The organism is Proteus sp. GOKU (genome assembly GCF_015475555.1).
Lineage (GTDB): Bacteria > Pseudomonadota > Gammaproteobacteria > Enterobacterales > Enterobacteriaceae > Proteus > Proteus mirabilis_B.
On record NZ_CP034105.1, the window covers coordinates 113,359 to 138,419 of the forward strand.

Annotated in this window: 27 protein-coding genes, 6 tRNA genes, 4 rRNA genes and 1 riboswitch; of the genes, 35 read left to right on the plus strand and 2 right to left on the minus strand. The window is 43.7% G+C overall.

The genetic code is table 11. From position 1 onward, the window contains the following. Nucleotides 1-61: 61 nt before the first annotated feature. Both fabR and EHE21_RS00515 read left to right on the plus strand, forming a co-directional pair. The gene (gene fabR / locus EHE21_RS00510) at nt 62-748 is read left to right on the plus strand and encodes an HTH-type transcriptional repressor FabR (RefSeq protein ID WP_069366914.1); all 687 of its coding nucleotides are present in this window, start codon (nt 62-64) and stop codon (nt 746-748) included. After that, a complete protein-coding gene (locus EHE21_RS00515) occupies nt 748-1,149 on the plus strand; it encodes a YijD family membrane protein (protein WP_036933245.1) in 402 nt (133 codons plus the stop codon). Before fabR ends, EHE21_RS00515 begins: the two co-directional genes overlap by 1 nt. Nucleotides 1,150-1,272: 123 nt before the next feature. Here EHE21_RS00515 and trmA read toward each other — a convergent pair whose 3' ends face one another. Further along, nucleotides 1,273-2,370, minus strand: coding sequence for a tRNA (uridine(54)-C5)-methyltransferase TrmA (gene trmA / locus EHE21_RS00520; RefSeq protein ID WP_194951596.1), 1,098 nt, complete (start codon nt 2,368-2,370; stop codon nt 1,273-1,275). A gap of 112 nt (nt 2,371-2,482) precedes the next feature. After that, a riboswitch (cobalamin riboswitch) is annotated at nt 2,483-2,690 on the plus strand. Between the two features lie 68 nt (nt 2,691-2,758). On the opposite strand from trmA, the gene btuB reads away from it, so the two are divergent. From btuB to birA, 10 genes are all read left to right on the plus strand, one after another. Next, nucleotides 2,759-4,627: a TonB-dependent vitamin B12 receptor BtuB gene (btuB, locus tag EHE21_RS00525; RefSeq protein WP_194951597.1), complete on the plus strand. Its 1,869-nt coding sequence runs from the start codon at nt 2,759-2,761 to the stop codon at nt 4,625-4,627. Beyond that, nucleotides 4,572-5,438 (plus strand): glutamate racemase, encoded by an 867-nt coding sequence (gene murI, locus EHE21_RS00530; protein ID WP_194951598.1) that lies wholly within the window; start codon nt 4,572-4,574, stop codon nt 5,436-5,438. The genes btuB and murI overlap by 56 nt, the downstream gene beginning before the upstream one ends. Before the next feature lie 397 nt (nt 5,439-5,835). Next, nucleotides 5,836-7,378, plus strand: a 16S ribosomal RNA gene (locus EHE21_RS00535). A gap of 84 nt (nt 7,379-7,462) precedes the next feature. After that, a tRNA-Glu gene (locus EHE21_RS00540) sits at nt 7,463-7,538 on the plus strand. A 237-nt stretch (nt 7,539-7,775) separates the two neighbouring features. Beyond that, nucleotides 7,776-10,678, plus strand: a 23S ribosomal RNA gene (locus tag EHE21_RS00545). A 118-nt stretch (nt 10,679-10,796) separates the two neighbouring features. Continuing rightward, nucleotides 10,797-10,912 (plus strand): 5S ribosomal RNA (rrf, locus tag EHE21_RS00550). A 43-nt stretch (nt 10,913-10,955) separates the two neighbouring features. Beyond that, nucleotides 10,956-11,031: transfer RNA gene (locus EHE21_RS00555), tRNA-Thr, on the plus strand. A gap of 51 nt (nt 11,032-11,082) precedes the next feature. Continuing rightward, nucleotides 11,083-11,198: ribosomal RNA gene (gene rrf, locus EHE21_RS00560) — 5S ribosomal RNA — on the plus strand. The 16S, 23S and 5S rRNA genes sit together here with 2 tRNA genes alongside, the layout of an rRNA operon. Nucleotides 11,199-11,363: 165 nt before the next feature. Continuing rightward, nucleotides 11,364-12,398 carry a UDP-N-acetylmuramate dehydrogenase gene (gene murB, locus EHE21_RS00565; protein ID WP_194951599.1) on the plus strand — a complete coding sequence of 345 codons (1,035 nt, stop codon included), beginning with the start codon at nt 11,364-11,366 and terminating at the stop codon, nt 12,396-12,398. Beyond that, the gene (gene birA, locus EHE21_RS00570; protein WP_194951600.1) at nt 12,395-13,357 is read left to right on the plus strand and encodes a bifunctional biotin--[acetyl-CoA-carboxylase] ligase/biotin operon repressor BirA; all 963 of its coding nucleotides are present in this window, start codon (nt 12,395-12,397) and stop codon (nt 13,355-13,357) included. Before murB ends, birA begins: the two co-directional genes overlap by 4 nt. Before the next feature lie 131 nt (nt 13,358-13,488). Here the strand turns inward: birA and coaA are convergent, their stop codons facing one another. Next, nucleotides 13,489-14,436 carry a type I pantothenate kinase gene (gene coaA, locus EHE21_RS00575; protein ID WP_088494065.1) on the minus strand — a complete coding sequence of 316 codons (948 nt, stop codon included), beginning with the start codon at nt 14,434-14,436 and terminating at the stop codon, nt 13,489-13,491. A gap of 438 nt (nt 14,437-14,874) precedes the next feature. Between coaA and EHE21_RS00580 the strand changes: the two genes are divergently transcribed. The 23 genes from EHE21_RS00580 to rpsH all read left to right on the plus strand — a co-directional run bounded on the left by EHE21_RS00580 (nt 14,875) and on the right by rpsH (nt 25,049). Beyond that, nucleotides 14,875-14,950: transfer RNA gene (locus tag EHE21_RS00580), tRNA-Thr, on the plus strand. A 15-nt stretch (nt 14,951-14,965) separates the two neighbouring features. Next, nucleotides 14,966-15,050 (plus strand) — tRNA-Tyr (locus EHE21_RS00585). Nucleotides 15,051-15,132: 82 nt separating this feature from the next. Continuing rightward, nucleotides 15,133-15,207, plus strand: a tRNA-Gly gene (locus tag EHE21_RS00590). A gap of 5 nt (nt 15,208-15,212) precedes the next feature. Beyond that, nucleotides 15,213-15,288, plus strand: a tRNA-Thr gene (locus EHE21_RS00595). Between the two features lie 121 nt (nt 15,289-15,409). Further along, a complete protein-coding gene (gene tuf, locus EHE21_RS00600; protein ID WP_088494064.1) occupies nt 15,410-16,594 on the plus strand; it encodes an elongation factor Tu in 1,185 nt (394 codons plus the stop codon). A gap of 222 nt (nt 16,595-16,816) precedes the next feature. Next, nucleotides 16,817-17,014 carry a bacterioferritin-associated ferredoxin gene (gene bfd, locus EHE21_RS00605; protein WP_088494063.1) on the plus strand — a complete coding sequence of 66 codons (198 nt, stop codon included), beginning with the start codon at nt 16,817-16,819 and terminating at the stop codon, nt 17,012-17,014. 77 nt (nt 17,015-17,091) lie between these two features. Next, entirely contained in the window at nt 17,092-17,565 is a 474-nt protein-coding gene (bfr, locus tag EHE21_RS00610) for a bacterioferritin (RefSeq protein WP_194951601.1), read from the plus strand. Between the two features lie 349 nt (nt 17,566-17,914). Further along, nucleotides 17,915-18,226 (plus strand): 30S ribosomal protein S10, encoded by a 312-nt coding sequence (gene rpsJ / locus EHE21_RS00615; protein ID WP_001181005.1) that lies wholly within the window; start codon nt 17,915-17,917, stop codon nt 18,224-18,226. 32 nt (nt 18,227-18,258) lie between these two features. Then, a complete protein-coding gene (gene rplC / locus EHE21_RS00620) occupies nt 18,259-18,888 on the plus strand; it encodes a 50S ribosomal protein L3 (protein WP_023583465.1) in 630 nt (209 codons plus the stop codon). A gap of 16 nt (nt 18,889-18,904) precedes the next feature. After that, nucleotides 18,905-19,510: a 50S ribosomal protein L4 gene (gene rplD, locus EHE21_RS00625; RefSeq protein ID WP_088494062.1), complete on the plus strand. Its 606-nt coding sequence runs from the start codon at nt 18,905-18,907 to the stop codon at nt 19,508-19,510. Beyond that, on the plus strand, nt 19,507-19,809 hold the full coding sequence (rplW, locus tag EHE21_RS00630) for a 50S ribosomal protein L23 (RefSeq protein WP_004246962.1): 303 nt from the start codon (nt 19,507-19,509) through the stop codon (nt 19,807-19,809). Before rplD ends, rplW begins: the two co-directional genes overlap by 4 nt. A 19-nt stretch (nt 19,810-19,828) precedes the next feature. Beyond that, entirely contained in the window at nt 19,829-20,653 is an 825-nt protein-coding gene (gene rplB, locus EHE21_RS00635) for a 50S ribosomal protein L2 (protein WP_006535497.1), read from the plus strand. A 14-nt stretch (nt 20,654-20,667) separates the two neighbouring features. Continuing rightward, nucleotides 20,668-20,946, plus strand: coding sequence for a 30S ribosomal protein S19 (gene rpsS, locus EHE21_RS00640; RefSeq protein ID WP_004246960.1), 279 nt, complete (start codon nt 20,668-20,670; stop codon nt 20,944-20,946). A gap of 14 nt (nt 20,947-20,960) precedes the next feature. After that, nucleotides 20,961-21,293, plus strand: coding sequence for a 50S ribosomal protein L22 (gene rplV / locus EHE21_RS00645; RefSeq protein ID WP_006535498.1), 333 nt, complete (start codon nt 20,961-20,963; stop codon nt 21,291-21,293). Nucleotides 21,294-21,310: 17 nt separating this feature from the next. After that, nucleotides 21,311-22,012 (plus strand): 30S ribosomal protein S3, encoded by a 702-nt coding sequence (rpsC, locus tag EHE21_RS00650; protein ID WP_023583467.1) that lies wholly within the window; start codon nt 21,311-21,313, stop codon nt 22,010-22,012. Between the two features lie 12 nt (nt 22,013-22,024). Further along, nucleotides 22,025-22,435, plus strand: coding sequence for a 50S ribosomal protein L16 (gene rplP / locus EHE21_RS00655; protein WP_006535500.1), 411 nt, complete (start codon nt 22,025-22,027; stop codon nt 22,433-22,435). Next, nucleotides 22,435-22,626, plus strand: coding sequence for a 50S ribosomal protein L29 (gene rpmC, locus EHE21_RS00660; RefSeq protein ID WP_004238624.1), 192 nt, complete (start codon nt 22,435-22,437; stop codon nt 22,624-22,626). The genes rplP and rpmC overlap by 1 nt, the downstream gene beginning before the upstream one ends. Then, nucleotides 22,626-22,880 carry a 30S ribosomal protein S17 gene (gene rpsQ, locus EHE21_RS00665; protein WP_023583468.1) on the plus strand — a complete coding sequence of 85 codons (255 nt, stop codon included), beginning with the start codon at nt 22,626-22,628 and terminating at the stop codon, nt 22,878-22,880. Before rpmC ends, rpsQ begins: the two co-directional genes overlap by 1 nt. Before the next feature lie 176 nt (nt 22,881-23,056). Continuing rightward, entirely contained in the window at nt 23,057-23,428 is a 372-nt protein-coding gene (rplN, locus tag EHE21_RS00670) for a 50S ribosomal protein L14 (RefSeq protein ID WP_004246955.1), read from the plus strand. 10 nt (nt 23,429-23,438) lie between these two features. Further along, a complete protein-coding gene (rplX, locus tag EHE21_RS00675; protein WP_075674042.1) occupies nt 23,439-23,753 on the plus strand; it encodes a 50S ribosomal protein L24 in 315 nt (104 codons plus the stop codon). A gap of 13 nt (nt 23,754-23,766) precedes the next feature. Then, nucleotides 23,767-24,306, plus strand: coding sequence for a 50S ribosomal protein L5 (gene rplE, locus EHE21_RS00680; protein ID WP_075674041.1), 540 nt, complete (start codon nt 23,767-23,769; stop codon nt 24,304-24,306). 12 nt (nt 24,307-24,318) lie between these two features. Continuing rightward, entirely contained in the window at nt 24,319-24,624 is a 306-nt protein-coding gene (gene rpsN, locus EHE21_RS00685; RefSeq protein ID WP_006535503.1) for a 30S ribosomal protein S14, read from the plus strand. Nucleotides 24,625-24,656: 32 nt separating this feature from the next. Further along, nucleotides 24,657-25,049, plus strand: coding sequence for a 30S ribosomal protein S8 (gene rpsH / locus EHE21_RS00690; protein WP_004246950.1), 393 nt, complete (start codon nt 24,657-24,659; stop codon nt 25,047-25,049). Nucleotides 25,050-25,061 lie beyond the last annotated feature (12 nt).

Consider the following 25,061-nt stretch of genomic DNA (forward strand, 5'->3'; position numbering starts at 1 on the left):
TGCTTTTTTAACAAAGTTTGATATATTGAGTATAAACCAAATTAGGATTATCAGGATTTCCGTGAGTAATAATATTGGCATCAGAGCTAAACAAAAAGAAAAAACCCGTCGCTCTTTAATTGAAGCTGCTTTTAGCCAACTCAGTGCCGAGCGTAGCTTTACAAGCCTAAGTTTACGAGAAGTGGCTAGAGAAGCTGGTATTGCACCTACCTCATTTTATCGTCATTTTAAAGATGTTGATGAACTAGGACTCACGATGGTTGATGAAAGTGGATTGATGTTACGTCAATTAATGCGCCAAGCACGTCAACGTATTGCGAAAGGTGGCAGTGTTATCAGAACATCAGTAGCTACTTTTATGGAATTCATTGGCAATAATCCTAATGCGTTTCGATTATTATTACGTGAGCGTTCTGGGACTTCGGCGGAATTTCGTGCCGCAGTCGCACGAGAGATCCAACATTTTATTGCAGAACTGGCAGACTACCTTGAGCAAGAAAGTCATATGCCACGTTATTTTACAGAAATGCAATCTGAAGCAATGGTCACTATTGTATTTAGTGCAGGCGCAGAAGCACTGGATATTGATATTGAAAAGCGTCAACAATTAGAAGAAAGATTAGTTATACAACTGCGAATGATTGCTAAAGGTGCCTATTATTGGTATCGACGCGAGCAAGAAACGCAAATACCTCTACAAGATAACCCAGAGATAAAGAAAAAAACGCATCAGAAAGGAGACAAATGATGGAACAAAATCGCTGTGAAAAAAGCACGCTATTACTTGCCACAGTCATTGGTGTCGCTTTACATGGTACTTATTCGAGTTTTTTTAATTCATTTATTGAGACGTGGTCAGTTTTCCCACTCATCAGTTTAATCTTGGCAGTTTACTGTTTATATCAGCGTTATTTAAATCAACCTATGACCGATGGTATGCCTAAGCTGATTTTTTCATTCTTTTTATTAGGCCTATTCGGTTATAACGCTTACACCAGAACCGTTAATCCTGAATGGGGTTCAAACTTTTTCTCTTCTGTTTGTATTGTTATTGTTGCGTTGTGGATTTATCGTCAATTTAAACAGCGCCAACGCTTACGCCTACAAGCTGAAGAAGCTGAAAGAGCATCACAAGCAGAACAGTACTAGTCTGTACTTATCTCTTTGTTGTAAACACAGCGAAATTTTGACACCAGCAAGTTATCTTGCTGGTGTTTTTGTTTTTATTGGTGCTATTGGAGATTTTTTATCTATAACAAGTGAAATAAGCAGTTATCTTTTTTCTAATAGCACGCCACATTCCATATGATGAGTGTATGGGAATTGATCGAATAAAGCTAATTTGCTGATTTTATGTGTTTTAATTAGCGTTTCTAAATTCTGGCACAGTGTTTCTGGGTTGCAAGAAATGTATAAAATGCTAGGGTAACTTTTAACCAACTCTACAGTTTTCTCATCTAAGCCACTACGAGGTGGGTCAACAAAAATGGTTTCACATTGGTAATCTTTTAAATCGATCCCTTCTAGGCGTTTAAATTCCCTTACTCCATTCATTGCTTGAGTAAAATCTTCAGCAGACATGCGAATAATCTTCACATTATCAATATTGTTCATTGCAATATTATATTGTGCGGCATAAACAGAAGGCTTGGCGATTTCTGTTGCCAGTACGCGATCAAAATTACGTGCGAGCGCTAATGAAAAGTTACCGTTACCGCAATACAGCTCAAGCAGATCGCCTTTTGCATTTTCCGTTGCTTTTAATGCCCATTCCAACATCTTAATATTGACCTGTGCATTAGGTTGCGTGAAGCTATTTTCAACTTGGCGATAAATCATCTCTTTGCCAGCAACGGGGAGCACTTCATCAATAAAATCGTTATCGAGCATAATTTTTGTTTTATATGCGCGACCGATTAATTGCACATCAAAACCTTGAGCAATTAATGATTGGCGTAATGCCATTGCTTCTTGTTGCCAGGTTTCATCAATTTTCTTGTGATAAAGCAATGAGACAATAATTTTATTACTCAACGTAGAAAGATAATCAATCTGAAACAGTTTCTTTCTGAGTGTCGGTTTATCTTTTATTTCTGCTAACAAGGCAGCCATCATTTTATTAATAAGTTGGCTGGCAACCGGAAATTGGTCAACACGAATACGCTGCTTAGTCTCTTGGTCAAACATAATATGATAGAGAGAATCTTCTTCATGCCAGATACGGAATTCCGCACGCATACGATAATGCTGTTCTGGTGATGAAAAAACCTCTGCTTCAGGCGCATTAAAAGGGGCCATCATTGTTTGTAGACGTTGTGTTTTTTCATTCAGTTGAGACTGATATGTTTGCGTTGGTAATGAATTCTGCATGGTATCTCGCCTTTTTTTGGCAGTAATAAAGTTAAGCGAGCGAAATTGTAGAGATCCTCATGAAGATGTCCAGTATTCTTCATGTTCAATTTCTGGACTCAGTGGATTTGAAATCGTAGCATAGTTATTCGGTCTCCTAATAGGAGTGAAAAGGGAATCTGGTGCAAAGCCAGAACTGACGCGCAGCGGTAATAGGATCAAGGATAATAAAAGACACTACAAAGCACCTTATAAGTGCGGTGGGAAGTCATTATCTTAAATATACAAAATTGTTTATTTAACCTAGAGTCCGAAGACCTGCCGAAGACCTGTCGCATCTTAAATTAAATACGCGCTTTATTTAATTTTGGCGGCATCCTGCTACTTATTCTGTTGGATGCAGATTTTCATGAATAATAAAAAAGTTTTTCTTATTTCTAGTATGGCTTCGAGTGTGGCTTTGAGTGTCATGGTGAGCAGTTTTGGTGCGTTTGCGAATAACAGCGATACATTAAGTGTGACCGCGAACCGCTTTCAAGAGCCTAACTCTTCTATTCTAGCGCCTATCACTGTTGTTGAACGTGAACAGATCGATCGTTGGCAGAGTAATAGTGTTATTGATGTATTACGCAGAATGCCGGGTATTGATGTGGGGCAAAACGGCGGGATAGGGCAGATGAGCTCTATTTATGTCCGTGGGACTGAATCTCGTCATGTTCTTATCTTAGTGGATGGTGTGCGTTTAAATCAGGCTAACGTATCTGGTAGTTCCGATATTAGCCAAATTCCCCTTTCTCTTGTTCAACGTATTGAATATATAAGAGGGCCTCGTTCTTCTGTTTATGGTTCAGATGCGATTGGCGGCGTGATTAATATCCTCACAGAAAGAAAAACGGAAGGAGGAACGCTTAATGCCACAATGGGTTCTCATGGTTATCAAGAATATGATGGTTCGGTAAAACAGAAAGTCGGGGATAGAACAACATTAACCGCAGCAGGTAGTTATCTCTATACCAAAGGTTATGATGTAGAAGCGAATGGAAATACTGGTGGATATCCACAACCTGATCGTGATGGCTTTATGAATAAGTCACTGTGGTTAGGGGTTAATCATGATATTAATGATGACGTTTCTTTATATGCACGAGCTTATGGTTTTGATAATCGCACCGCTTATGATGCTTATTATGACAGTTATAACGATACATTAACGGATACAAGAGCTCTATTTAGCCGTACCTATGATGGTGGCGTGAAGTTTCATCGCGATAACTACTCTTCTTCTTTAAATACTAGCTATAACTACACCAAAGATTATGACTATGATCCTCGTTATGGTCGCTATGGTAAAGGAAGCCGTTTTACCAACTCTGAGCAATATAATGTGCAGTGGGGAAATCACCTTTTATTAGGGGATGGTAGTATTGGTGGTGGTGTTGATTGGCAACGTCAATCTATTAAAGCAGGCTCCAATGGATTTCCTAATAAAGAACACTTCGACAATACTGGCTTATATCTAACAGGGCAGCAAAAATTAGGTGAGATTATCGCTGAAGCCTCTGTACGTTCTGATAAGCATTCAGAATATGGCTGGCATACTACTTGGCAAACTAACCTAGGCTGGGAATTTGTTGACGGTTATCGTGTGATTGGTGGTTATGGTACGGCATTTAAAGCTCCGACACTGATGCAACTTTATAGTGAATGGGGAAGTAATCCAGACTTACAACCTGAAAAGAGTAAACAGTGGGAAGGCGGCTTTGAAGGACTAACAGGACCTTTAGAGTGGCGATTAACGGCGTATCGTAATGATGTGAACTCTTTGATCCAAGGTGAATCGAACTATCCATATCGTAATTACAATGTTGGTAAAGCTTTAATTAAAGGTGTGGAATTTACAGGTGAAATGGATACTTGGGTTTTTCATCATACCTTTAACCTACAATATATAGACGCAAGAAATAAAGAAACGCATCAACGTCTTGATCGTCGTGCTCGTCAACAACTGAAATATCAACTTGATTGGCAAGTCGAGAAACTCGATATGGGTGTGACTTACCAATATATCGGTCAGCGCACAGATAAAGATTATGGGACTTATGAGAATGTTTCTTTAGGTGGTGTGAGTATTTGGGATTTAACTGCTTCATATCCTATTACATCACATCTCTCAATTCGTGGTAGAATAGCCAACCTGTTTGATAAAGATTATGAGACAGCTTATGGCTATCGCACGCCAGGACGAGAATACTTCCTCACAGGAAGTTACAACTTCTGATGCACTATCTACCGCTAACCCTACTGTATTAGTTTTTGATTCAGGGGTTGGCGGTTTATCTGTTTATCGTGAGATCCGTGAAAAACTACCGGAGGCTCACTATATCTATGTTTTCGATAATGAAGCTTTCCCTTATGGTGAAAAATCACAAGAGTTCATTATTGACCGTGTTGTTCGAATAGTTAGCGCGGTTGCTGAAAAACATGATCTCGCCACTATTGTTATTGCTTGCAATACAGCAAGTACAGTAAGCCTTCCTGCTTTACGCGCCAAGTTTACAGAGATCCCTATTGTGGGTGTTGTTCCGGCGATTAAGCCAGCGGCTAAATTAACATGTAATGGCGTGGTTGGATTATTAGCGACCAGAGCAACAGTTAAACGTCCTTATACCCATGAACTTATTGAACGCTTTGCAACTGATTGCAAAGTTCACTCTTTAGGTTCGGCTGAGCTGGTAGAACTGGCAGAAAGAAAACTTCATGGTGAAGAGGTTTCTTTAGATGAGCTTCGCAAAATCCTTACACCTTGGCTAAAAATGAAAGAGCCACCGGATACAGTGGTACTAGGTTGCACTCATTTCCCTTTATTAGCGGATGAACTTCTTTCTGTTTTACCTGATGGCACACGAATCATCGATTCTGGTGCTGCAATTGCACGAAGAACTGCGTGGTTGGTCGTAAATCAAGCGAAAATAAAAGGTTCAAATGAAATTAGCTTCGCTTATTGCTTAAAAGAAGATGAGAATAGCGAATTACTAAAACCTGTTTTAGCAAGTTTTGGCTTCGAATCGCTCAGAAAACTGGCGCTTTAAGTGCAATTTGATTGAAAATTCAACGGTCAGTAAAAAAACTCAAAAAAAGTGTTGCCAGCTTCACAAAACTCCCTATAATGCGCCCTCGTTGTCACGGCAAACCACGCTAAGTGAGTTAGCCGAGAGAACAAAGAAAAAAGTGAAAAGCCTTGAGAATAAACGCTTGACACTGAATGAGGAAGATGTAGAATGCACCTCCTCGCAACAACGCAGAAGACCGGAAACGGCAGCGAATGTTGCACTGCTCTTTAACAAATTATCAGACAATCTGTGTGGGCACTCGCAGAGACGATATCTTCTAAAATATTAGATGTATCAAGTCTTGAAGAGTGAACAACAAAAGTAAATTCATTTATGAATAGCTAAGTTTTCGATTTCTTTGAGCATCAAACACTTTTAATTGAAGAGTTTGATCATGGCTCAGATTGAACGCTGGCGGCAGGCCTAACACATGCAAGTCGAGCGGTAACAGGGGAAAGCTTGCTTTCTTGCTGACGAGCGGCGGACGGGTGAGTAATGTATGGGGATCTGCCCGATAGAGGGGGATAACTACTGGAAACGGTGGCTAATACCGCATGACGTCTACGGACCAAAGCAGGGGCTCTTCGGACCTTGCGCTATCGGATGAACCCATATGGGATTAGCTAGTAGGTGAGGTAATGGCTCACCTAGGCGACGATCTCTAGCTGGTCTGAGAGGATGATCAGCCACACTGGGACTGAGACACGGCCCAGACTCCTACGGGAGGCAGCAGTGGGGAATATTGCACAATGGGCGCAAGCCTGATGCAGCCATGCCGCGTGTATGAAGAAGGCCTTAGGGTTGTAAAGTACTTTCAGCGGGGAGGAAGGTGTTAAGATTAATACTCTTAGCAATTGACGTTACCCGCAGAAGAAGCACCGGCTAACTCCGTGCCAGCAGCCGCGGTAATACGGAGGGTGCAAGCGTTAATCGGAATTACTGGGCGTAAAGCGCACGCAGGCGGTCAATTAAGTCAGATGTGAAAGCCCCGAGCTTAACTTGGGAATTGCATCTGAAACTGGTTGGCTAGAGTCTTGTAGAGGGGGGTAGAATTCCACGTGTAGCGGTGAAATGCGTAGAGATGTGGAGGAATACCGGTGGCGAAGGCGGCCCCCTGGACAAAGACTGACGCTCAGGTGCGAAAGCGTGGGGAGCAAACAGGATTAGATACCCTGGTAGTCCACGCTGTAAACGATGTCGATTTAGAGGTTGTGGTCTTGAACCGTGGCTTCTGGAGCTAACGCGTTAAATCGACCGCCTGGGGAGTACGGCCGCAAGGTTAAAACTCAAATGAATTGACGGGGGCCCGCACAAGCGGTGGAGCATGTGGTTTAATTCGATGCAACGCGAAGAACCTTACCTACTCTTGACATCCAGAGAATCCTTTAGAGATAGAGGAGTGCCTTCGGGAACTCTGAGACAGGTGCTGCATGGCTGTCGTCAGCTCGTGTTGTGAAATGTTGGGTTAAGTCCCGCAACGAGCGCAACCCTTATCCTTTGTTGCCAGCGCGTGATGGCGGGAACTCAAAGGAGACTGCCGGTGATAAACCGGAGGAAGGTGGGGATGACGTCAAGTCATCATGGCCCTTACGAGTAGGGCTACACACGTGCTACAATGGCAGATACAAAGAGAAGCGACCTCGCGAGAGCAAGCGGAACTCATAAAGTCTGTCGTAGTCCGGATTGGAGTCTGCAACTCGACTCCATGAAGTCGGAATCGCTAGTAATCGTAGATCAGAATGCTACGGTGAATACGTTCCCGGGCCTTGTACACACCGCCCGTCACACCATGGGAGTGGGTTGCAAAAGAAGTAGGTAGCTTAACCTTCGGGAGGGCGCTTACCACTTTGTGATTCATGACTGGGGTGAAGTCGTAACAAGGTAACCGTAGGGGAACCTGCGGTTGGATCACCTCCTTACCTAAGAGATACGTGTTATGTGTAGTGCTCACACAGATTGTCTGATGAAGAACGAGCAAAAGCGCGTCTGCGAAGCTGACAAGAGTCCCCTTCGTCTAGAGGCCTAGGACACCGCCCTTTCACGGCGGTAACAGGGGTTCGAATCCCCTAGGGGACGCCAATTGCGCGGTATGAGTGAAAGGCGTACCACACTATGTCTGATGAAAATCAGAGAATAGTTAAGATAATTCGCATGAGTTATTTTACCTATTATGCTCTTTAACAATCTGGAACAAGCTGAAAAATTGAAAACAAATCAATATATCACCGAGGTATATTGATGAGTCTCTCAAAATCTCAGACCTTGAAGTGTGAACTCAAGACATTGGTCTTCGAGAGAAACATCTTCGGGTTGTGAGGTTAAGCGAATAAGCGTACACGGTGGATGCCTAGGCAATCAGAGGCGATGAAGGACGTGCTAATCTGCGATAAGCGTCGGTAAGGTGATATGAACCGTTATACCCGACGATTTCCGAATGGGGAAACCCAATATCCAATGGATATTATCATGACGTGAATACATAGCGTCATGAAGCGAACCGGGAGAACTGAAACATCTCAGTACCCCGAGGAAAAGAAATCAACCGAGATTCCCCTAGTAGCGGCGAGCGAACGGGGAACAGCCCAGAGTCTTAATCAATAGCAGCATCAGGAGAACGGTCTGGAAAGTCCGGCAGTAAAGGGTGATAGCCCCGTATCCGAAGATGCTGTTATTGTGAACTCGACGAGTAGGGCGGGACACGTGTTATCCTGTCTGAATATGGGGGGACCATCCTCCAAGGCTAAATACTCCTGATTGACCGATAGTGAACCAGTACCGTGAGGGAAAGGCGAAAAGAACCCCGGCGAGGGGAGTGAAAAAGAACCTGAAACCGTGTACGTACAAGCAGTAGGAGCCTCTTTATGGGGTGACTGCGTACCTTTTGTATAATGGGTCAGCGACTTATATTCTGTAGCAAGGTTAACCGTATAGGGGAGCCGTAGGGAAACCGAGTCTTAACTGGGCGAATGAGTTGCAGGGTATAGACCCGAAACCCGGTGATCTATCCATGGGCAGGTTGAAGGTTGGGTAACACTAACTGGAGGACCGAACCGACTAATGTTGAAAAATTAGCGGATGACTTGTGGATGGGGGTGAAAGGCCAATCAAACCGGGAGATAGCTGGTTCTCCCCGAAAGCTATTTAGGTAGCGCCTCGTGAACTCATCTTCGGGGGTAGAGCACTGTTTCGACTAGGGGGTCATCCCGACTTACCAACTCGATGCAAACTGCGAATACCGAAGAATGTTATCACGGGAGACACACGGCGGGTGCTAACGTCCGTCGTGAAGAGGGAAACAACCCAGACCGCCAGCTAAGGTCCCAAAGTCATGGTTAAGTGGGAAACGAAGTGGGAAGGCTCAGACAGCCAGGATGTTGGCTTAGAAGCAGCCATCATTTAAAGAAAGCGTAATAGCTCACTGGTCGAGTCGGCCCGCGCGGAAGATGTAACGGGGCTAAACCATGCACCGAAGCTGCGGCAGCGACACTATGTGTTGTTGGGTAGGGGAGCGTTCTGTAAGCCTGCGAAGGTGTACTGTGAGGTATGCTGGAGGTATCAGAAGTGCGAATGCTGACATAAGTAACGATAATGCGGGTGAAAAACCCGCACGCCGGAAGACCAAGGGTTCCTGTCCAACGTTAATCGGGGCAGGGTGAGTCGACCCCTAAGGCGAGGCTGAAAAGCGTAGTCGATGGGAAACGGGTTAATATTCCCGTACTGGTGGTAACTGCGATGGGGGAACGGAGAAGGCTAGGTTGTCCGGGCGACGGTCGTCCCGGTTCAAGCATGTAGGCAGAGTGATTAGGCAAATCCGGTCACTTAATGCTGAGGTGTGATGACGAGCCACTAAGGTGGTGAAGCAATTGATGCCCTGCTTCCAGGAAAAGCCTCTAAGCTTCAGGTTACCAACAATCGTACCCCAAACCGACACAGGTGGTCAGGTAGAGAATACTCAGGCGCTTGAGAGAACTCGGGTGAAGGAACTAGGCAAAATGGTGCCGTAACTTCGGGAGAAGGCACGCTGGCGGTAAGTGAAGTCCCTTGCGGACGGAGCCGAAGCCAGTCGAAGATACCAGCTGGCTGCAACTGTTTATTAAAAACACAGCACTGTGCAAACACGAAAGTGGACGTATACGGTGTGACGCCTGCCCGGTGCTGGAAGGTTAATTGATGGGGTTATCCGTAAGGAGAAGCTCTTGATCGAAGCCCCAGTAAACGGCGGCCGTAACTATAACGGTCCTAAGGTAGCGAAATTCCTTGTCGGGTAAGTTCCGACCTGCACGAATGGCGTAATGATGGCCAGGCTGTCTCCACCCGAGACTCAGTGAAATTGAACTCGCTGTGAAGATGCAGTGTACCCGCGGCAAGACGGAAAGACCCCGTGAACCTTTACTATAGCTTGACACTGAACATTGAGCCTTGATGTGTAGGATAGGTGGGAGACTATGAAGTGTGGACGCCAGTCTGCATGGAGTCAACCTTGAAATACCACCCTTTAACGTTTGATGTTCTAACCTAGGTCCATAATCTGGATCGGGGACCGTGTCTGGTGGGTAGTTTGACTGGGGCGGTCTCCTCCTAAAGAGTAACGGAGGAGCACGAAGGTTGGCTAAGCATGGTCGGACATCATGCGGTTAGTGCAAAGGCATAAGCCAGCTTGACTGTGAGAGTGACGGCTCGAGCAGGTACGAAAGTAGGTCTTAGTGATCCGGTGGTTCTGAATGGAAGGGCCATCGCTCAACGGATAAAAGGTACTCCGGGGATAACAGGCTGATACCGCCCAAGAGTTCATATCGACGGCGGTGTTTGGCACCTCGATGTCGGCTCATCACATCCTGGGGCTGAAGTAGGTCCCAAGGGTATGGCTGTTCGCCATTTAAAGTGGTACGCGAGCTGGGTTTAGAACGTCGTGAGACAGTTCGGTCCCTATCTGCCGTGGGCGTTGGAAGATTGAGAGGGGTTGCTCCTAGTACGAGAGGACCGGAGTGAACGCACCACTGGTGTTCGGGTTGTCATGCCAATGGCATTGCCCGGTAGCTAAGTGCGGAAGAGATAACCGCTGAAAGCATCTAAGCGGGAAACTTGCCTCGAGATGAGTCTTCCCTGTCACCTTGAGTGACCTAAAGGAACGTTTAAGACTAAGACGTTGATAGGCTGGGTGTGTAAGCGTAGCGATACGTTGAGCTAACCAGTACTAATGAACCGTGAGGCTTAACCTGACAACACCGAAGGTGTTTTGTCTGAGAGACGACAGTAGATGAAGTAAGCTTGTTTAAGATTGAATATTGCTGGTTAATGTGTAGAGATACACAATAACGGGTAATAAAACAGAATTTGCTTGGCAGCCATAGCGCAGCGGACCCACCTGAATCCATGCCGAACTCAGAAGTGAAACGTTGTAGCGCCGATGGTAGTGTGGGGTCTCCCCATGTGAGAGTAGGGAACTGCCAGGCATCAAATTTAGGCTGTGTCAGCCGGTGACAATAAGCCACTAGTGCTGATATGGCTCAGTTGGTAGAGCACACCCTTGGTAAGGGTGAGGTCCCCAGTTCGAATCTGGGTATCAGCACCATAAAAAATTAATTATAGCTACATAAACAGATAGTTATAAAAACAGAATTTGCTTGGCGGCCATAGCGCAGCGGACCCACCTGAATCCATGCCGAACTCAGAAGTGAAACGTTGTAGCGCCGATGGTAGTGTGGGGCCTCCCCATGTGAGAGTAGGGAACTGCCAGGCATTAAATAAGACGAGAAAGCCAACCCAATGGGTTGGCTTTTTTGCATTCTAAGACAACATCTAAAATACAGATGTAATATCTCCACACTAATCACCTATCACTTTGCTATCCTCAGCGATACTTGGCTGTTAAACTAAGCCATCAGCTAAATGAGGTAGACTTTCATGAAAGAATCGGTTTCATTGCAAGCATTTAATACATTTGGTTTGAGAGCAAAAGCTCACCAAATAGAAACTGCAAATAATGAAGATGAGCTTTGTACATATTGGCAAAATGCTCATGAGCAGAAAATGCCCACCCTTATTCTAGGTGGTGGTAGCAACGTACTATTTACAGAAGATTTTAATGGTGTTGTTATTCGCAACTGTATTGCTGGTATTGAAATTACTGAAGATGAGCAATATTGGTCTGTTCATGTTGGTGCGGGCGAAAATTGGCATGCACTTATTGAATTTCTGTTAGAAAAGAACATCTATGGACTGGAAAATTTATCACTGATCCCAGGAAATGTAGGCTCAGCACCAATACAAAATATCGGTGCTTATGGTAAAGAATTAAAAGATGTTTGCGCTTATGTAGATATTGTTGAACTAAGTACAGGTCATGTTCATCGATTAACTAATAATGAATGTCAGTTTGGTTACCGAGATAGTATTTTCAAACATCATTATCAGCAAGGCTTTGCCATTGTTGCTGTAGGCTTACAGCTTAGCAAAAAATGGGAGCCTATTCTTACCTATGGCGATTTATCAAAATTATCATTAGAAACAGTTACGCCAAAAGATGTGTTTGGGTCTGTGTGCTCTATGAGAACGAGCAAACTACCGGATCCTACCATAACAGGTAATGCTGGTAGTTTTTTCAAGAATCCAATTGTTGATATTCGTATTGCACAACATTTAAAAGCAGAATACCCCTTCTGTCCGCAATATGTTCAACAAGATGGTGTAAAACTTGCAGCAGGTTGGCTGATTGATCAATGCGGTCTTAAAGGCCATCAGATTGGTGGTGCGGCTGTTCATATGAAGCAAGCACTTGTTCTTATCAATAAAGACGGTCTGGCAACAGGCAAAGACATTGTTAATTTAGCTGCATATATACGTCAAAAAGTCTTCGAGCGCTTCGGTGTGCAATTAGAGCCAGAAGTCCGTTTTATTGGTCAATATGGCGAAATCAATGCAGTGGACGCTATTTCATGAAAGAAACACCAACACCTTTATTATTAATTGAAATTCTTGCTGACGGAAATATCCATTCAGGAGAGCAACTAGGCGAAAGCTTAGGAATGACACGCGCAGGTATTAACAAACATATTCAGACATTGCGTAGCTGGGGTATCGATGTTCAAACTGTCGCAGGAAAGGGCTATCAATTAGATGCTCCTATGAATTTGTTAAATGCGGATAGTGTAAACAAAAATATCAAAGGTGAACCTGCTAGCGTTATTCCTGTTATAGATTCTACTAACCAGTATTTGATACAACGTATTAGCGCATTAAAATCGGGTGATGTCTGCATTGCTGAATACCAGTCTGCTGGACGAGGCCGAAGAGGACGTCAATGGATTTCGCCTTTTGGTAGAAATTTATACTTGAGTATGTATTGGAAACTCGAACAAGGGCCTGCGGCTGCAATAGGACTGAGTTTGGTTGTCGGCGTTATTATGGCTGAGGTATTGCAAAAGCTTGGTGCAGATGGCGTTAAAGTTAAATGGCCTAACGATCTCTATTTAAATGATAAAAAACTTTCAGGTATTCTTGTTGAGTTAACAGGAAAAACAGGCGATGTTGCTCATATTGTCACGGGTATTGGTATCAATATTGCGATGAGTAAAAATCAAACTGAAGCCATTAACCAGCAATGGATTAACTTAGAGCAAGTTGGTATCAAAATTGATAGAAATAAGCTTGCTTGTGAAATTACTAATGCACTAAGAGAAGCATTTGTTCAATTTGAAAAACAAGGGTTATCTGTGTTTATCGAGCGTTGGAAACGTTTAGATAATTTTATGGATCGCCGAGTGAAGCTTATTATTGGTGAAAAAGAGATCTTTGGTATTGCCAAGGGCATCAATGATCAAGGGGCTTTACTTTTAGAACAAGATGGAAAAATCATACCTTATATAGGTGGTGAAATTTCACTGAGAAGTGCATCGTAATGCTTTAAATTGCATCGAACATCTAAAACTAAAAAAGCTTTCCTAAATTGGAAAGCTTTTTGTTTATCGATATTATTTTGAATAACTAAAATACAATAATACTGAGACCAAGTATCACTAATTGTTTAGATTTATTTACGTAATCGAACGTTGGTGATCGTATGATTTTGGCCTTTGGTCAGTATAAGGCTCGCTCTTTCTTTCGTCGGCAAAATATTCTGTTTTAAATTCAAACCATTAATTTCTTGCCAAATTGAAGATGCTATTTCAATAGATTCTTCTCTGCTTAATTTAGAGTAATTATTAAAATATGATTCAGGATCAGTGAACGCACCTTCTCTAAATTTTAAAAAGCGACTGATATACCAGTGTTTTAGTAATTCTTCTTCAGCATCAACATAAATAGAGAAATCTACATAATCTGATACGAAAACATTATGCGGATCATGAGGATAATCTTGATTGCTTTGTAATACATTCAATCCTTCAAGAATTAAGATATCCGGTTGTTCAATAACCTGTTTCTTATCTGGAATGATGTCATACACTAAATGAGAATAGACAGGGGCTGTTACTTGCTTCTTGCCTGATTTTATATCAGAAACGAAAGAGACAAGGCTATGCATATCATAGGATTCAGGAAATCCTTTCTTCTTCATTATCCCGCGTTTCTTTAACTCCGCATTAGGTAAAAGAAAACCATCAGTAGTAATTAAATCAACTTTACGATGTTCTGGCCAACGGGTTAAAAGTGCTTGTAGTAAACGAGCAGTGGTGCTCTTACCAACAGCAACACTGCCGGCTATACCAATAATATAAGGGATTTTAGCGCTTCTTGTTCCAAGAAACTGCTCTAAGACGGCTTGACGACGTAAGTTAGAACTTATGTAAAAATTGAGCAATCTTGAAAGAGGAAGATAAATCTCAATGACATCATCAATAGAAATTTCTTCGTTAATTCCTTTTAAATCGGCAATCTCTTTCTCGGTTAGTGTTAAAGGAACGGAATCTCTTAACGTTGCCCAGTGCTTTCTGTCAAATTCTAAATAAGGGGTTATAAAGCGTTCTTTGTTATTCATAAGCCAACATCTGCCTAATATTCGCAGGTTGGACAGGCTGTTTAAAACACCCGTATCCGATAAAAAATAAACAGCATCATAACGAGTGATGCCTCTTAGGCGTAGATATTTTTTAAATTTTTTCTACTTTTTTTGACACGAACTGAATAAATTTGTAAAAAAAGTACAAAAAATAGTCATAAAAATAATTTTTTAGCGTAGACTAATAAGGGTGCAATTAATCTTTTTTCTAAAAATTTATTGATGATTAATAAATTTGGGACTGAATAGATAAATTAGCGTGCTAATCTATCATGAATTTTTGTTGGCATTTTGGTCGTTTTTTTCCTAAAAAATCAACAATTCAATCAAAAGTGAACAAAATCTAAGCAAAAGAACAAATATCGCAATTTTTTTGTTGCATCATGATGAAAGTCCTCCTAGAATGCGCACCACTTAGCCGGCATAGCTCAGTTGGTAGAGCAACTGACTTGTAATCAGTAGGTCCCGAGTTCGACTCTTGGTGCCGGCACCATTAAAAATTAGGTTTGGTGGGATACCCAAGCGGCCAAAGGGAGCAGACTGTAAATCTGCCGTCACAGACTTCGAAGGTTCGAATCCTTCTCCCACCACCATTAATTCCTAACTTAAGTGTTTTAAATTAGTAAACACTTAAGTAGAATACAAAGCTGATTTTAAGTCAGGTAGCCGAGTTCTGCGGGCATCGTATAATGGCTATTACCTCAGCCTTCCAAGCTGATGATGCGGGTTCGATTCCCGCTGCCCGCTCCAGATGTGCTGATATAGCTCAGTTGGTAGAGCGCACCCTTGGTAAGGGTGAGGTCGGCAGTTCGAATCTGCCTATCAGCACCACTCCTTCATGTTCTTGCCTCCCTGATTAAAATCTTAACAAGCACTAGCAAATCGCTAATTTACTTACTGCTTGGTTGATGTGGTGTAACCACCGATTCCGTGTCTTAGAGGGACAATTTAAATGTCTAAAGAAAAATTTGAACGTTCAAAACCGCACGTTAACGTTGGTACTATCGGCCACGTTGACCACGGTAAAACAACTCTGACTGCTGCAATCACTACAGTTTTAGCTAAAACTTACGGTGGTGCTGCTCGTGCATTCGATCAAATCGATAACGCACCAGAAGAAAAAGCTCGTGGTATCACCATCTCTACTTCACACGTAGAATATGACACTCCAACTCGTCACTACGCACACGTAGACTGCCCAGGTCACGCCGACTATGTTAAAAACATGATCACTGGTGCTGCGCAAATGGACGGAGCTATCCTGGTTGTTGCTGCGACTGATGGCCCAATGCCACAAACTCGTGAGCACATCCTGTTAGGTCGTCAGGTTGGTGTTCCTTACATCATCGTATTCCTGAACAAATGTGACATGGTAGATGATGAAGAGTTACTGGAATTAGTAGAAATGGAAGTTCGTGAACTTCTGTCTCAGTACGATTTCCCAGGTGACGACACTCCAGTAATCCGTGGTTCAGCGCTGAAAGCACTGGAAGGCGAAGCTGAGTGGGAAGCAAAAATTGTTGAATTAGCAGAAGCACTGGATTCATACATCCCAGAACCAGAGCGTGCAATTGACAAACCATTCCTGTTACCAATCGAAGACGTATTCTCAATCTCAGGCCGTGGTACAGTAGTAACTGGTCGTGTTGAGCGTGGTGTTGTTAAAGTTGGTGAAGAAGTTGAAATCGTTGGTATCAAACCAACAGTTAAAACAACTTGTACTGGCGTTGAAATGTTCCGTAAATTACTTGACGAAGGTCGTGCAGGTGAGAACGTTGGTGTTCTTCTGCGTGGTACTAAACGTGAAGAAATCGAACGTGGACAAGTACTGGCAAAACCAGGTTCAATCAAGCCACACACTAAATTCGAATCAGAAGTTTATATTCTGAGCAAAGATGAAGGTGGTCGTCATACTCCATTCTTCAAAGGCTACCGTCCACAGTTCTACTTCCGTACAACTGACGTAACTGGTACTATCGAATTACCAGAAGGCGTAGAAATGGTAATGCCAGGTGACAACATCAACATGATCGTTGAACTGATTCACCCAATCGCGATGGACGACGGTTTACGTTTCGCTATCCGTGAAGGTGGCCGTACAGTAGGTGCGGGCGTTGTTGCTAAAGTATTAGGTTAATTCCCGATAGATTTATGCATGAAGAGGGCATCGTAAGATGCCCTTTTTTTGTATCTGAAGATTAGATATTTTAAATCTCAGCAAAGTATTAATGTTTTCTCCTGCATCATCATCGTTGATGATATAAATAAGTAAAAACACTTAAGTCAAATAAATAGAAATTGAAATCATAATAATTATCATTTACTATCTTGTTCGTGAGTAGTTAATGAGGTTGTTATTATGTACGTATGTCTTTGCCACGGTGTGAGTGATAAAAAAATTATCTCAACTGTCCATAAACATCAAATCCACACTATTAATGAATTACGCAAGATCTTACCCGTTGGAAGTTGTTGCGGTAAGTGCGTACGTCAAGCCCGTCAACTTATCGAAAATGAGCAATCAGCTCTTTACCCACAAATTTCTGAAGTTGCATAACAAATTTTAAATTTCCTTTCTCTCCTCTTTGTATAAAAGGTCTACACTGAAAAGACTGGAAGCAAAGGAGCATAAAAATGAAAGGTGATAAAAAAATGATAGCCCACCTTAATAAGTTATTAGGTGGTGAGCTTGTTGCAATTAATCAGTATTTCCTACATGCCCGAATGTTCAAGAATTGGGGACTCTCACGTCTCAATGAAATGGAATATCATGAATCCATAGACGAGATGAAACACGCAGATAAATATATCGAGCGTATCTTGTTCCTTGAAGGCATTCCAAATTTACAAGATTTAGGCAAATTAAACATCGGTGAAGATGTTGAAGAGATGCTACGTTCTGATTTGGAATTAGAATTAGGCGGTGCCAAAGATTTACGTGAAGCCATTGCTTACGCAGATTCAATTCATGATTATGTCAGCCGTGATCTCATGCTAGAAATTCTAATCGATGAAGAAGGGCACATTGATTGGATAGAAACCCAGCTTGAACTTATCGAACGCATGGGACTTCAAAATTATCTACAAGCTCAAATTATTGAAGAGTAATTTGGCTCATACAGAAAAGAATAATTCACCTTCGTTAGTGAATTATTAGATGCTTTTTAAAGCAAAGGTAATGAAGGTGCCTTTGCTTTTTTTATTTTTGAAAAGATAAAACGAATTTTTATCGCTGATTTTTTATTCTTGGCTTGATTTCATCACTCAGGCAAGTATAATGCGCAGGCTCACTGATTTAGTGAGGCTGATTTATCAGCTAATGCAGATTTTATATTGCATTAATATAATACTCCCGATTGGGGAGTTATATGCAGAACGATTACACTCTCTCATCAATCGAAATGGGTACGAGTAGTGATCATTTACGTTTATAAAAAATAGTTGGAGCTCTGGTCTCATGCAGAACCAAAGAATCCGTATCCGCCTGAAAGCTTTTGATCATCGTCTGATTGATCAATCAACTGCGGAAATCGTAGAGACTGCTAAGCGCACTGGTGCGCAAGTTCGTGGTCCAATCCCACTGCCGACGCGCAAAGAGCGTTTCACAGTGTTGATTTCTCCGCACGTTAATAAAGATGCGCGTGATCAGTATGAAATTCGCACTCACAAACGTCTGGTTGACATCGTTGAGCCAACCGAGAAAACCGTTGATGCTCTGATGCGTCTGGATCTGGCTGCCGGCGTAGACGTGCAGATCAGCCTAGGTTAATCAGGTCATCAAGCGATTGAGAGGTTGAAACAATGATTGGTTTAGTCGGTAAGAAAGTAGGAATGACTCGTATCTTCACTGAAGATGGCGTTTCAATCCCTGTAACCGTTATCGAAATTGAAAACAACCGTGTTACTCAGGTCAGAGATCTAGAGAAAGACGGTTATCGTGCCATTCAGGTGACTACTGGTAGCAAAAAAGCTAACCGTGTACTGAAACCTGAAGCAGGGCATTTTGCTAAAGCTGGTGTTGAAGCTGGTCGCTTACTACGTGAATTCCGTCTGAATGAAGGCGAAGAATACACTGTAGGTCAAAGCATTAGCGTAGAAATTTTCGCTGACGTTAAAAAAGTCGACGTTACTGGAACATCTAAAGGTAAAGGTTTTGCCGGTACTGTAAAGCGCTGGAACTTCCGTACTCAAGATGCTACCCATGGTAACTCCTTGTCTCACCGTGTTCCGGGTTCTATCGGTCAGAACCAGACTCCGGGTAAGGTGTTTAAAGGCAAGAAAATGGCAGGTCAACTGGGTAACGAACAAGTTACCGTTCAGAGCCTGGAAGTAGTACGTGTTGACGCTGAGCGCAACCTGCTGCTGGTCAAAGGTGCTGTTCCAGGTGCAACTGGCAGTGACCTGATCGTTAAACCAGCTGTCAAGGCGTAACGTCGAGGAGATAGGAATGGAATTGGTAATGAAAGACGCGCAAGGCGCGCTGACTGTTTCCGAAACTACCTTCGGGCGTGACTTTAACGAAGCGCTTGTGCATCAAGTAGTCGTTGCATACGCTGCTGGTGCTCGTCAAGGTACTCGTGCTCAGAAAACCCGTGCTGAAGTTTCTGGTTCAGGCAAAAAGCCTTGGAGACAGAAAGGTACAGGTCGTGCACGTTCAGGTTCAATCAAGAGCCCAATTTGGCGCTCTGGTGGTGTTAGCTTCGCAGCTAAACCACAGGACCACAGTCAAAAAGTAAACAAAAAGATGTACCGTGGTGCTCTGAAGAGCATTCTGTCTGAATTGGTACGTCAAGATCGTCTGATCGTCGTAGAGAATTTTTCTGTTGAAGCGCCTAAAACTAAGCTTTTAGCACAGAAACTGAAAGATATGGCTCTGGTTGATGTTCTGATCGTCACTGCTGATGTAGATGAGAATCTGTATTTAGCAGCACGTAACTTATATAAAGTTGACGTACGTGATGCAGCAACAATCGACCCTGTTAGCTTAATCGCCTTCGACAAAGTCGTCATGACTGCTGACGCTGTGAAGCAAGTTGAGGAGATGCTGGCATGATCCGTGAAGAACGTCTGCTGAAAGTACTGCGCGCGCCGCATGTATCTGAAAAAGCTTCTATCGCGATGGAAAAATCAAATACCATCGTTCTCAAAGTTGCTAAAGACGCGACCAAAGCAGAGATTAAAGCAGCTGTACAAAAACTGTTTGAAGTCGAAGTTGAAAGTGTTAACACTCTGCTGATGAAAGGCAAAGTGAAACGTCACGGTCAGCGTATTGGTCGTCGTAGCGACTGGAAAAAAGCTTACGTAACCCTGAAGGAAGGCCAGAATCTGGACTTCGTCGGCGGCGCTGAGTAAGTCGGAGGAGTAAAGAACAATGGCAATTGTTAAATGTAAACCTACGTCTCCGGGCCGTCGCCACGTAGTTAAAGTGGTAAACCCTGAGCTGCATAAAGGGAAACCTTATGCGCCATTGCTGGAAAAAAACAGCAAGTCCGGTGGTCGTAACAACAATGGTCGTATCACTACCCGTCATATCGGTGGTGGTCACAAACAGGCTTACCGTATTGTTGACTTCAAACGCAACAAAGATGGTATCCCTGCGACAGTAGAACGTCTGGAATATGATCCAAACCGTTCAGCTAACATCGCTTTAGTGCTGTATGCTGATGGTGAACGTCGCTACATTCTGGCTCCAAAAGGCCTGAAAGCGGGTGATAAAGTTCAGTCTGGCGTTGATGCTGCTATCAAAGCGGGTAACACCTTACCAATGCGTAATATCCCGGTTGGTTCTACAGTTCATAACGTAGAAATGAAACCAGGTAAAGGTGGTCAGTTAGCTCGTTCAGCTGGTACTTACGTTCAGATCGTTGCTCGTGATGGTGCTTATGTCACTATTCGTCTGCGTTCTGGTGAAATGCGTAAAGTTCCTTCTGATTGCCGTGCAACTATCGGTGAAGTTGGCAACTCTGAGCACATGTTACGCGTTCTGGGTAAAGCTGGTGCAAGTCGCTGGCGTGGTATTCGTCCTACCGTTCGCGGTACTGCGATGAACCCAGTCGATCACCCACATGGTGGTGGTGAAGGTCGTAACTTTGGTAAACACCCAGTAACACCTTGGGGCGTTCAAACCAAAGGTAAGAAGACTCGTAAAAACAAACGCACTGAACATTTCATCGTTCATCGTCGTACTAAGAAATAATTAGAGGATAAGCCATGCCACGTTCTCTCAAGAAAGGTCCTTTCATTGACCTGCACTTGCTGAAGAAGGTAGAGAAAGCGGTGGAAAGCGGTGACAAAAAGCCTGTTAAGACTTGGTCCCGTCGTTCAACGATCTTTCCTAACATGATCGGTTTGACCATCGCTGTCCATAATGGTCGTCAGCATGTTCCAGTTTACGTTTCCGACGAAATGGTTGGTCACAAACTGGGTGAATTCGCGCCGACCCGTACTTATCGCGGTCATGCAGCCGATAAAAAGGCTAAGAAAAAATAAGGTAGGAGGAAGAGATGGAAACTATCGCTATGCATCGCCACGCTCGTTCTTCTGCTCAGAAGGTTCGCTTGGTAGCTGACCTGATTCGCGGTAAGAAAGTGTCGCAAGCTCTGGAAATTTTAACCTTTACCAACAAGAAAGCTGCTGGTTTAGTGAAGAAAGTACTGGAGTCTGCTATTGCTAATGCAGAACACAACGATGGCGCTGACATTGATGATCTGAAAGTAGCTAAGATCTTTGTTGACGAAGGTCCTTCTATGAAGCGCATTATGCCTCGTGCAAAAGGCCGTGCAGATCGTATTCTGAAGCGCACCAGCCACATCACTGTGGTTGTGTCTGATCGCTGAGACTCTGGAGACTAGCAATGGGTCAAAAAGTACATCCTAATGGTATCCGCCTTGGCATTGTCAAGCCTTGGAATTCCACATGGTATGCGGGTACCAATGAATTCGCTGACAACCTAGACAGCGACTTTAAAGTACGTCAGTACTTAACTAAAGAACTGGCTAAAGCATCTGTATCTCGTATCGTTATCGAACGTCCTGCGAAAAGCATCCGTGTGACTATTCACACTGCTCGCCCAGGCATCGTTATCGGTAAAAAAGGTGAAGATGTTGAAAAACTGCGCAAAAACGTAGCGGATATCGCTGGCGTTCCTGCGCAAATTAATATCGCCGAAGTACGTAAACCTGAACTGGACGCAAAATTAGTTGCTGACAGCATCACTTCACAGCTGGAACGTCGTGTTATGTTCCGTCGTGCTATGAAGCGTGCGGTACAGAACGCTATGCGTTTAGGCGCTAAAGGTATTAAAGTGGAAGTAAGTGGTCGCTTAGGCGGCGCTGAAATCGCTCGTACTGAATGGTATCGTGAAGGTCGTGTACCTCTGCACACTCTGCGTGCAGATATCGACTACAATACCTCAGAAGCACAAACCACTTATGGTGTGCTCGGCGTTAAGGTATGGATCTTCAAAGGTGAGATCCTGGGTGGTATGGCTGCAGTTGAACAGGCGGAAAAACCGGCTGCTCAACCTAAAAAGCAGCAGCGTAAAGGCCGCAAGTAAGGAGAGTCGCTGATGTTACAACCAAAGCGTACAAAATTCCGTAAAGTGCACAAAGGCCGCAACCGTGGCTTAGCTGCTGGTGCGGATGTAAGCTTCGGGACTTACGGTCTTAAAGCTGTGGGCCGTGGTCGTCTGACTGCACGTCAGATCGAAGCGGCACGTCGTGCAATGACCCGTGCAGTTAAGCGTCAGGGTAAAATCTGGATCCGTGTGTTCCCAGACAAACCAATCACTGAAAAGCCGCTCGAAGTCCGTATGGGTAAAGGTAAAGGTAACGTTGAGTATTGGGTTGCCTTAATCCAGCCAGGTAAAGTCCTGTATGAAATGGATGGTGTGCCTGAAGAACTGGCCCGTGAAGCATTCAAGCTGGCGGCAGCAAAACTGCCTATCAAAACCACCTTTGTAACTAAGACGGTGATGTAATGAAAGCAAAAGAGCTGCGCGAAAAGAGCGTTGAAGAGCTGAACACAGAACTGCTGAACTTACTGCGCGAGCAGTTTAACCTGCGTATGCAGGCAGCAAGTGGTCAGTTACAACAGTCTCATCTGTTGAAACAAGTGCGTCGTAATATCGCACGCGTTAAGACTTTACTGACTGAGAAGGCGGGTGCGTAATGACCGATAAAATCCGTACTCTGCAAGGTCGTGTAGTTAGTGACAAAATGGAGAAATCTATTGTCGTTGCTATCGATCGTATGGTTAAACACCCATTATATGGTAAGTTTATCCGTCGTACGACCAAACTGCATGTACATGACGAGAACAACGAATGTGGAATTGGTGACGTAGTAGAAATTCGTCAAACACGTCCACTGTCTAAGACTAAGTCTTGGGCGTTAGTTCGCGTTGTAGAAAAAGCTGTTCTGTAATAAAATAGCCTTTTCGTACGAAATAAACGGCTCAAAACTGAACGAGCCGTTTATTTTTTCTGTCCATATCGAGAATGTGGTGTTATAATGCCGCTCCCTCGTATTATGGGATATTGAACGGCCTCTTCTAATGTGGAAGTGGCTCAGTAGTAGTTGACATTTAGCGGAGCACTAAAATGATCCAAGAACAGACTATGCTGAACGTGGCCGACAACTCCGGTGCACGTCGCGTAATGTGTATCAAGGTTCTAGGTGGCTCGCACCGTCGCTACGCAGATGTAGGTGACATCATCAAAATTACCATCAAGGAAGCAATTCCACGTGGTAAAGTTAAGAAAGGTGATGTACTGAAAGCGGTAGTGGTGCGCACCAAGAAGGGTGTTCGTCGCCCTGACGGTTCTGTCATTCGCTTCGATAGCAACGCTTGTGTATTGTTAAACAACAACAGCGAGCAAGTTATTGGTACGCGTATTTTTGGGCCGGTTACTCGTGAACTTCGTAATGAGAAGTTCATGAAAATAATCTCTCTGGCACCTGAAGTACTCTAAGGAGCAGGCAATGGCAGCGAAAATCCGTCGTGATGACGAAGTTATCGTTCTTACTGGTAAAGATAAAGGTAAGCGCGGTAAAGTAAAACAGGTTCTTTCTTCTGGTAAAGTTCTCGTTGAAGGTATCAATCTGGTTAAAAAACATCAGAAGCCAGTTCCGGCTCTGAATCAACCAGGTGGCATCGTTGAAAAAGAAGCGTTTATTCAAGTTTCTAACGTTGCGCTTTTCAATGCGGCAACCGGCAAGGCTGACCGTGTAGGTTTTAGATTTGAAGACGGTAAGAAAGTTCGTTTCTTCAAGTCTAATAAAGAAACTATCAAGTAATTTGGAGTATACGATGGCGAAACTGCATGATTACTACAAAGACGAGGTGGTCCAACAACTGATGTCTCAGTTTGGTTACCATTCTGTCATGCAAGTCCCTCGGGTCGAGAAGATCACCCTGAATATGGGTGTTGGTGAAGCGATTGTTGATAAGAAACTGCTGGACAATGCAGCAGCTGATTTAGCAGCAATCTCAGGTCAAAAACCTTTGATCACCAAAGCACGCAAATCTGTTGCAGGCTTCAAAATCCGCCAGGGCTATCCGATCGGCTGTAAAGTGACCCTGCGTGGCGAACGCATGTGGGAGTTCTTTGAACGCTTGATCTCTATTGCTGTACCTCGTATTCGTGACTTCCGTGGTTTATCCGCTAAGTCATTTGACGGACGTGGTAACTACAGCATGGGCGTACGTGAGCAAATCATCTTCCCTGAAATCGATTACGATAAAGTGGATCGTGTTCGTGGTTTGGATATTACCATTACTACGACTGCGAAATCAGATGATGAAGGTCGCGCACTGTTAGCAGCGTTTAACTTCCCGTTCCGCAAGTAAGGCAGGGCATTCATGGCTAAGAAATCTATGAAAGCACGTGATGTAAAACGTGCGAATTTAGCTGAGAAATTCTTCGCAAAACGCGCAGAACTGAAAGCTATCGTTTCAGATGTGAACGTGTCTGACGAAGATCGTTGGAATGCTGTTCTAAAACTGCAAACTATGCCACGTGATTCAAGTCCTTCACGTCAGCGTAACCGCTGCCGTCAAACTGGACGTCCGCACGGTTTCCTGCGGAAATTTGGCCTCAGCCGTATTAAAGTCCGTGAAGCCGCTATGCGCGGTGAAATCCCGGGCCTTAGAAAGGCTAGCTGGTAATTACCATAATTGAATCACGGGAGTAAAGACAGATGAGCATGCAAGATCCCATCGCGGATATGCTGACCCGTATCCGTAACGGTCAGGCCGCGAACAAAGTTGCGGTCACAATGCCTTCCTCCAAGCTGAAAGTGGCGATTGCCAACGTGCTTAAGGAAGAAGGTTATATCGAAGATTTTAAAATTGAAGGCGACACTAAGCCAGAACTGGAAATCACTTTAAAATATTTCCAAGGTAAGGCTGTAGTAGAAAGCATTCAGCGCGTAAGCCGTCCAAGTCTGCGCATCTATAAAAGAAAAGATGAGCTGCCACAAGTTATGGCAGGACTGGGCATCGCTGTTGTTTCTACCTCAAAAGGTGTTATGACTGATCGTGCAGCTCGCCAAGCAGGTCTTGGTGGCGAGATTATCTGCTACGTAGCTTAATTCGGGAGGAAA

What these genes read in the sequence shown, in the direction of transcription:
- EHE21_RS00515 (WP_036933245.1), top strand. Translation starts at nt 748, where the DNA reads ATGGAACAAAATCGCTGTGAAAAAAGCACGCTATTACTTGCCACAGTC.
- trmA (WP_194951596.1), bottom strand. Translation starts at nt 2,370, where the DNA reads ATGCAGAATTCATTACCAACGCAAACATATCAGTCTCAACTGAATGAA.
- btuB (WP_194951597.1), top strand. Translation starts at nt 2,759, where the DNA reads ATGAATAATAAAAAAGTTTTTCTTATTTCTAGTATGGCTTCGAGTGTG.
- murI (WP_194951598.1), top strand. Translation starts at nt 4,572, where the DNA reads ATGGCTATCGCACGCCAGGACGAGAATACTTCCTCACAGGAAGTTACA.
- murB (WP_194951599.1), top strand. Translation starts at nt 11,364, where the DNA reads ATGAAAGAATCGGTTTCATTGCAAGCATTTAATACATTTGGTTTGAGA.
- birA (WP_194951600.1), top strand. Translation starts at nt 12,395, where the DNA reads ATGAAAGAAACACCAACACCTTTATTATTAATTGAAATTCTTGCTGAC.
- coaA (WP_088494065.1), bottom strand. Translation starts at nt 14,436, where the DNA reads ATGAATAACAAAGAACGCTTTATAACCCCTTATTTAGAATTTGACAGA.
- tuf (WP_088494064.1), top strand. Translation starts at nt 15,410, where the DNA reads ATGTCTAAAGAAAAATTTGAACGTTCAAAACCGCACGTTAACGTTGGT.
- bfd (WP_088494063.1), top strand. Translation starts at nt 16,817, where the DNA reads ATGTACGTATGTCTTTGCCACGGTGTGAGTGATAAAAAAATTATCTCA.
- bfr (WP_194951601.1), top strand. Translation starts at nt 17,092, where the DNA reads ATGAAAGGTGATAAAAAAATGATAGCCCACCTTAATAAGTTATTAGGT.
- rpsJ (WP_001181005.1), top strand. Translation starts at nt 17,915, where the DNA reads ATGCAGAACCAAAGAATCCGTATCCGCCTGAAAGCTTTTGATCATCGT.
- rplC (WP_023583465.1), top strand. Translation starts at nt 18,259, where the DNA reads ATGATTGGTTTAGTCGGTAAGAAAGTAGGAATGACTCGTATCTTCACT.
- rplD (WP_088494062.1), top strand. Translation starts at nt 18,905, where the DNA reads ATGGAATTGGTAATGAAAGACGCGCAAGGCGCGCTGACTGTTTCCGAA.
- rplW (WP_004246962.1), top strand. Translation starts at nt 19,507, where the DNA reads ATGATCCGTGAAGAACGTCTGCTGAAAGTACTGCGCGCGCCGCATGTA.
- rplB (WP_006535497.1), top strand. Translation starts at nt 19,829, where the DNA reads ATGGCAATTGTTAAATGTAAACCTACGTCTCCGGGCCGTCGCCACGTA.
- rpsS (WP_004246960.1), top strand. Translation starts at nt 20,668, where the DNA reads ATGCCACGTTCTCTCAAGAAAGGTCCTTTCATTGACCTGCACTTGCTG.
- rplV (WP_006535498.1), top strand. Translation starts at nt 20,961, where the DNA reads ATGGAAACTATCGCTATGCATCGCCACGCTCGTTCTTCTGCTCAGAAG.
- rpsC (WP_023583467.1), top strand. Translation starts at nt 21,311, where the DNA reads ATGGGTCAAAAAGTACATCCTAATGGTATCCGCCTTGGCATTGTCAAG.
- rplP (WP_006535500.1), top strand. Translation starts at nt 22,025, where the DNA reads ATGTTACAACCAAAGCGTACAAAATTCCGTAAAGTGCACAAAGGCCGC.
- rpmC (WP_004238624.1), top strand. Translation starts at nt 22,435, where the DNA reads ATGAAAGCAAAAGAGCTGCGCGAAAAGAGCGTTGAAGAGCTGAACACA.
- rpsQ (WP_023583468.1), top strand. Translation starts at nt 22,626, where the DNA reads ATGACCGATAAAATCCGTACTCTGCAAGGTCGTGTAGTTAGTGACAAA.
- rplN (WP_004246955.1), top strand. Translation starts at nt 23,057, where the DNA reads ATGATCCAAGAACAGACTATGCTGAACGTGGCCGACAACTCCGGTGCA.
- rplX (WP_075674042.1), top strand. Translation starts at nt 23,439, where the DNA reads ATGGCAGCGAAAATCCGTCGTGATGACGAAGTTATCGTTCTTACTGGT.
- rplE (WP_075674041.1), top strand. Translation starts at nt 23,767, where the DNA reads ATGGCGAAACTGCATGATTACTACAAAGACGAGGTGGTCCAACAACTG.
- rpsN (WP_006535503.1), top strand. Translation starts at nt 24,319, where the DNA reads ATGGCTAAGAAATCTATGAAAGCACGTGATGTAAAACGTGCGAATTTA.
- rpsH (WP_004246950.1), top strand. Translation starts at nt 24,657, where the DNA reads ATGAGCATGCAAGATCCCATCGCGGATATGCTGACCCGTATCCGTAAC.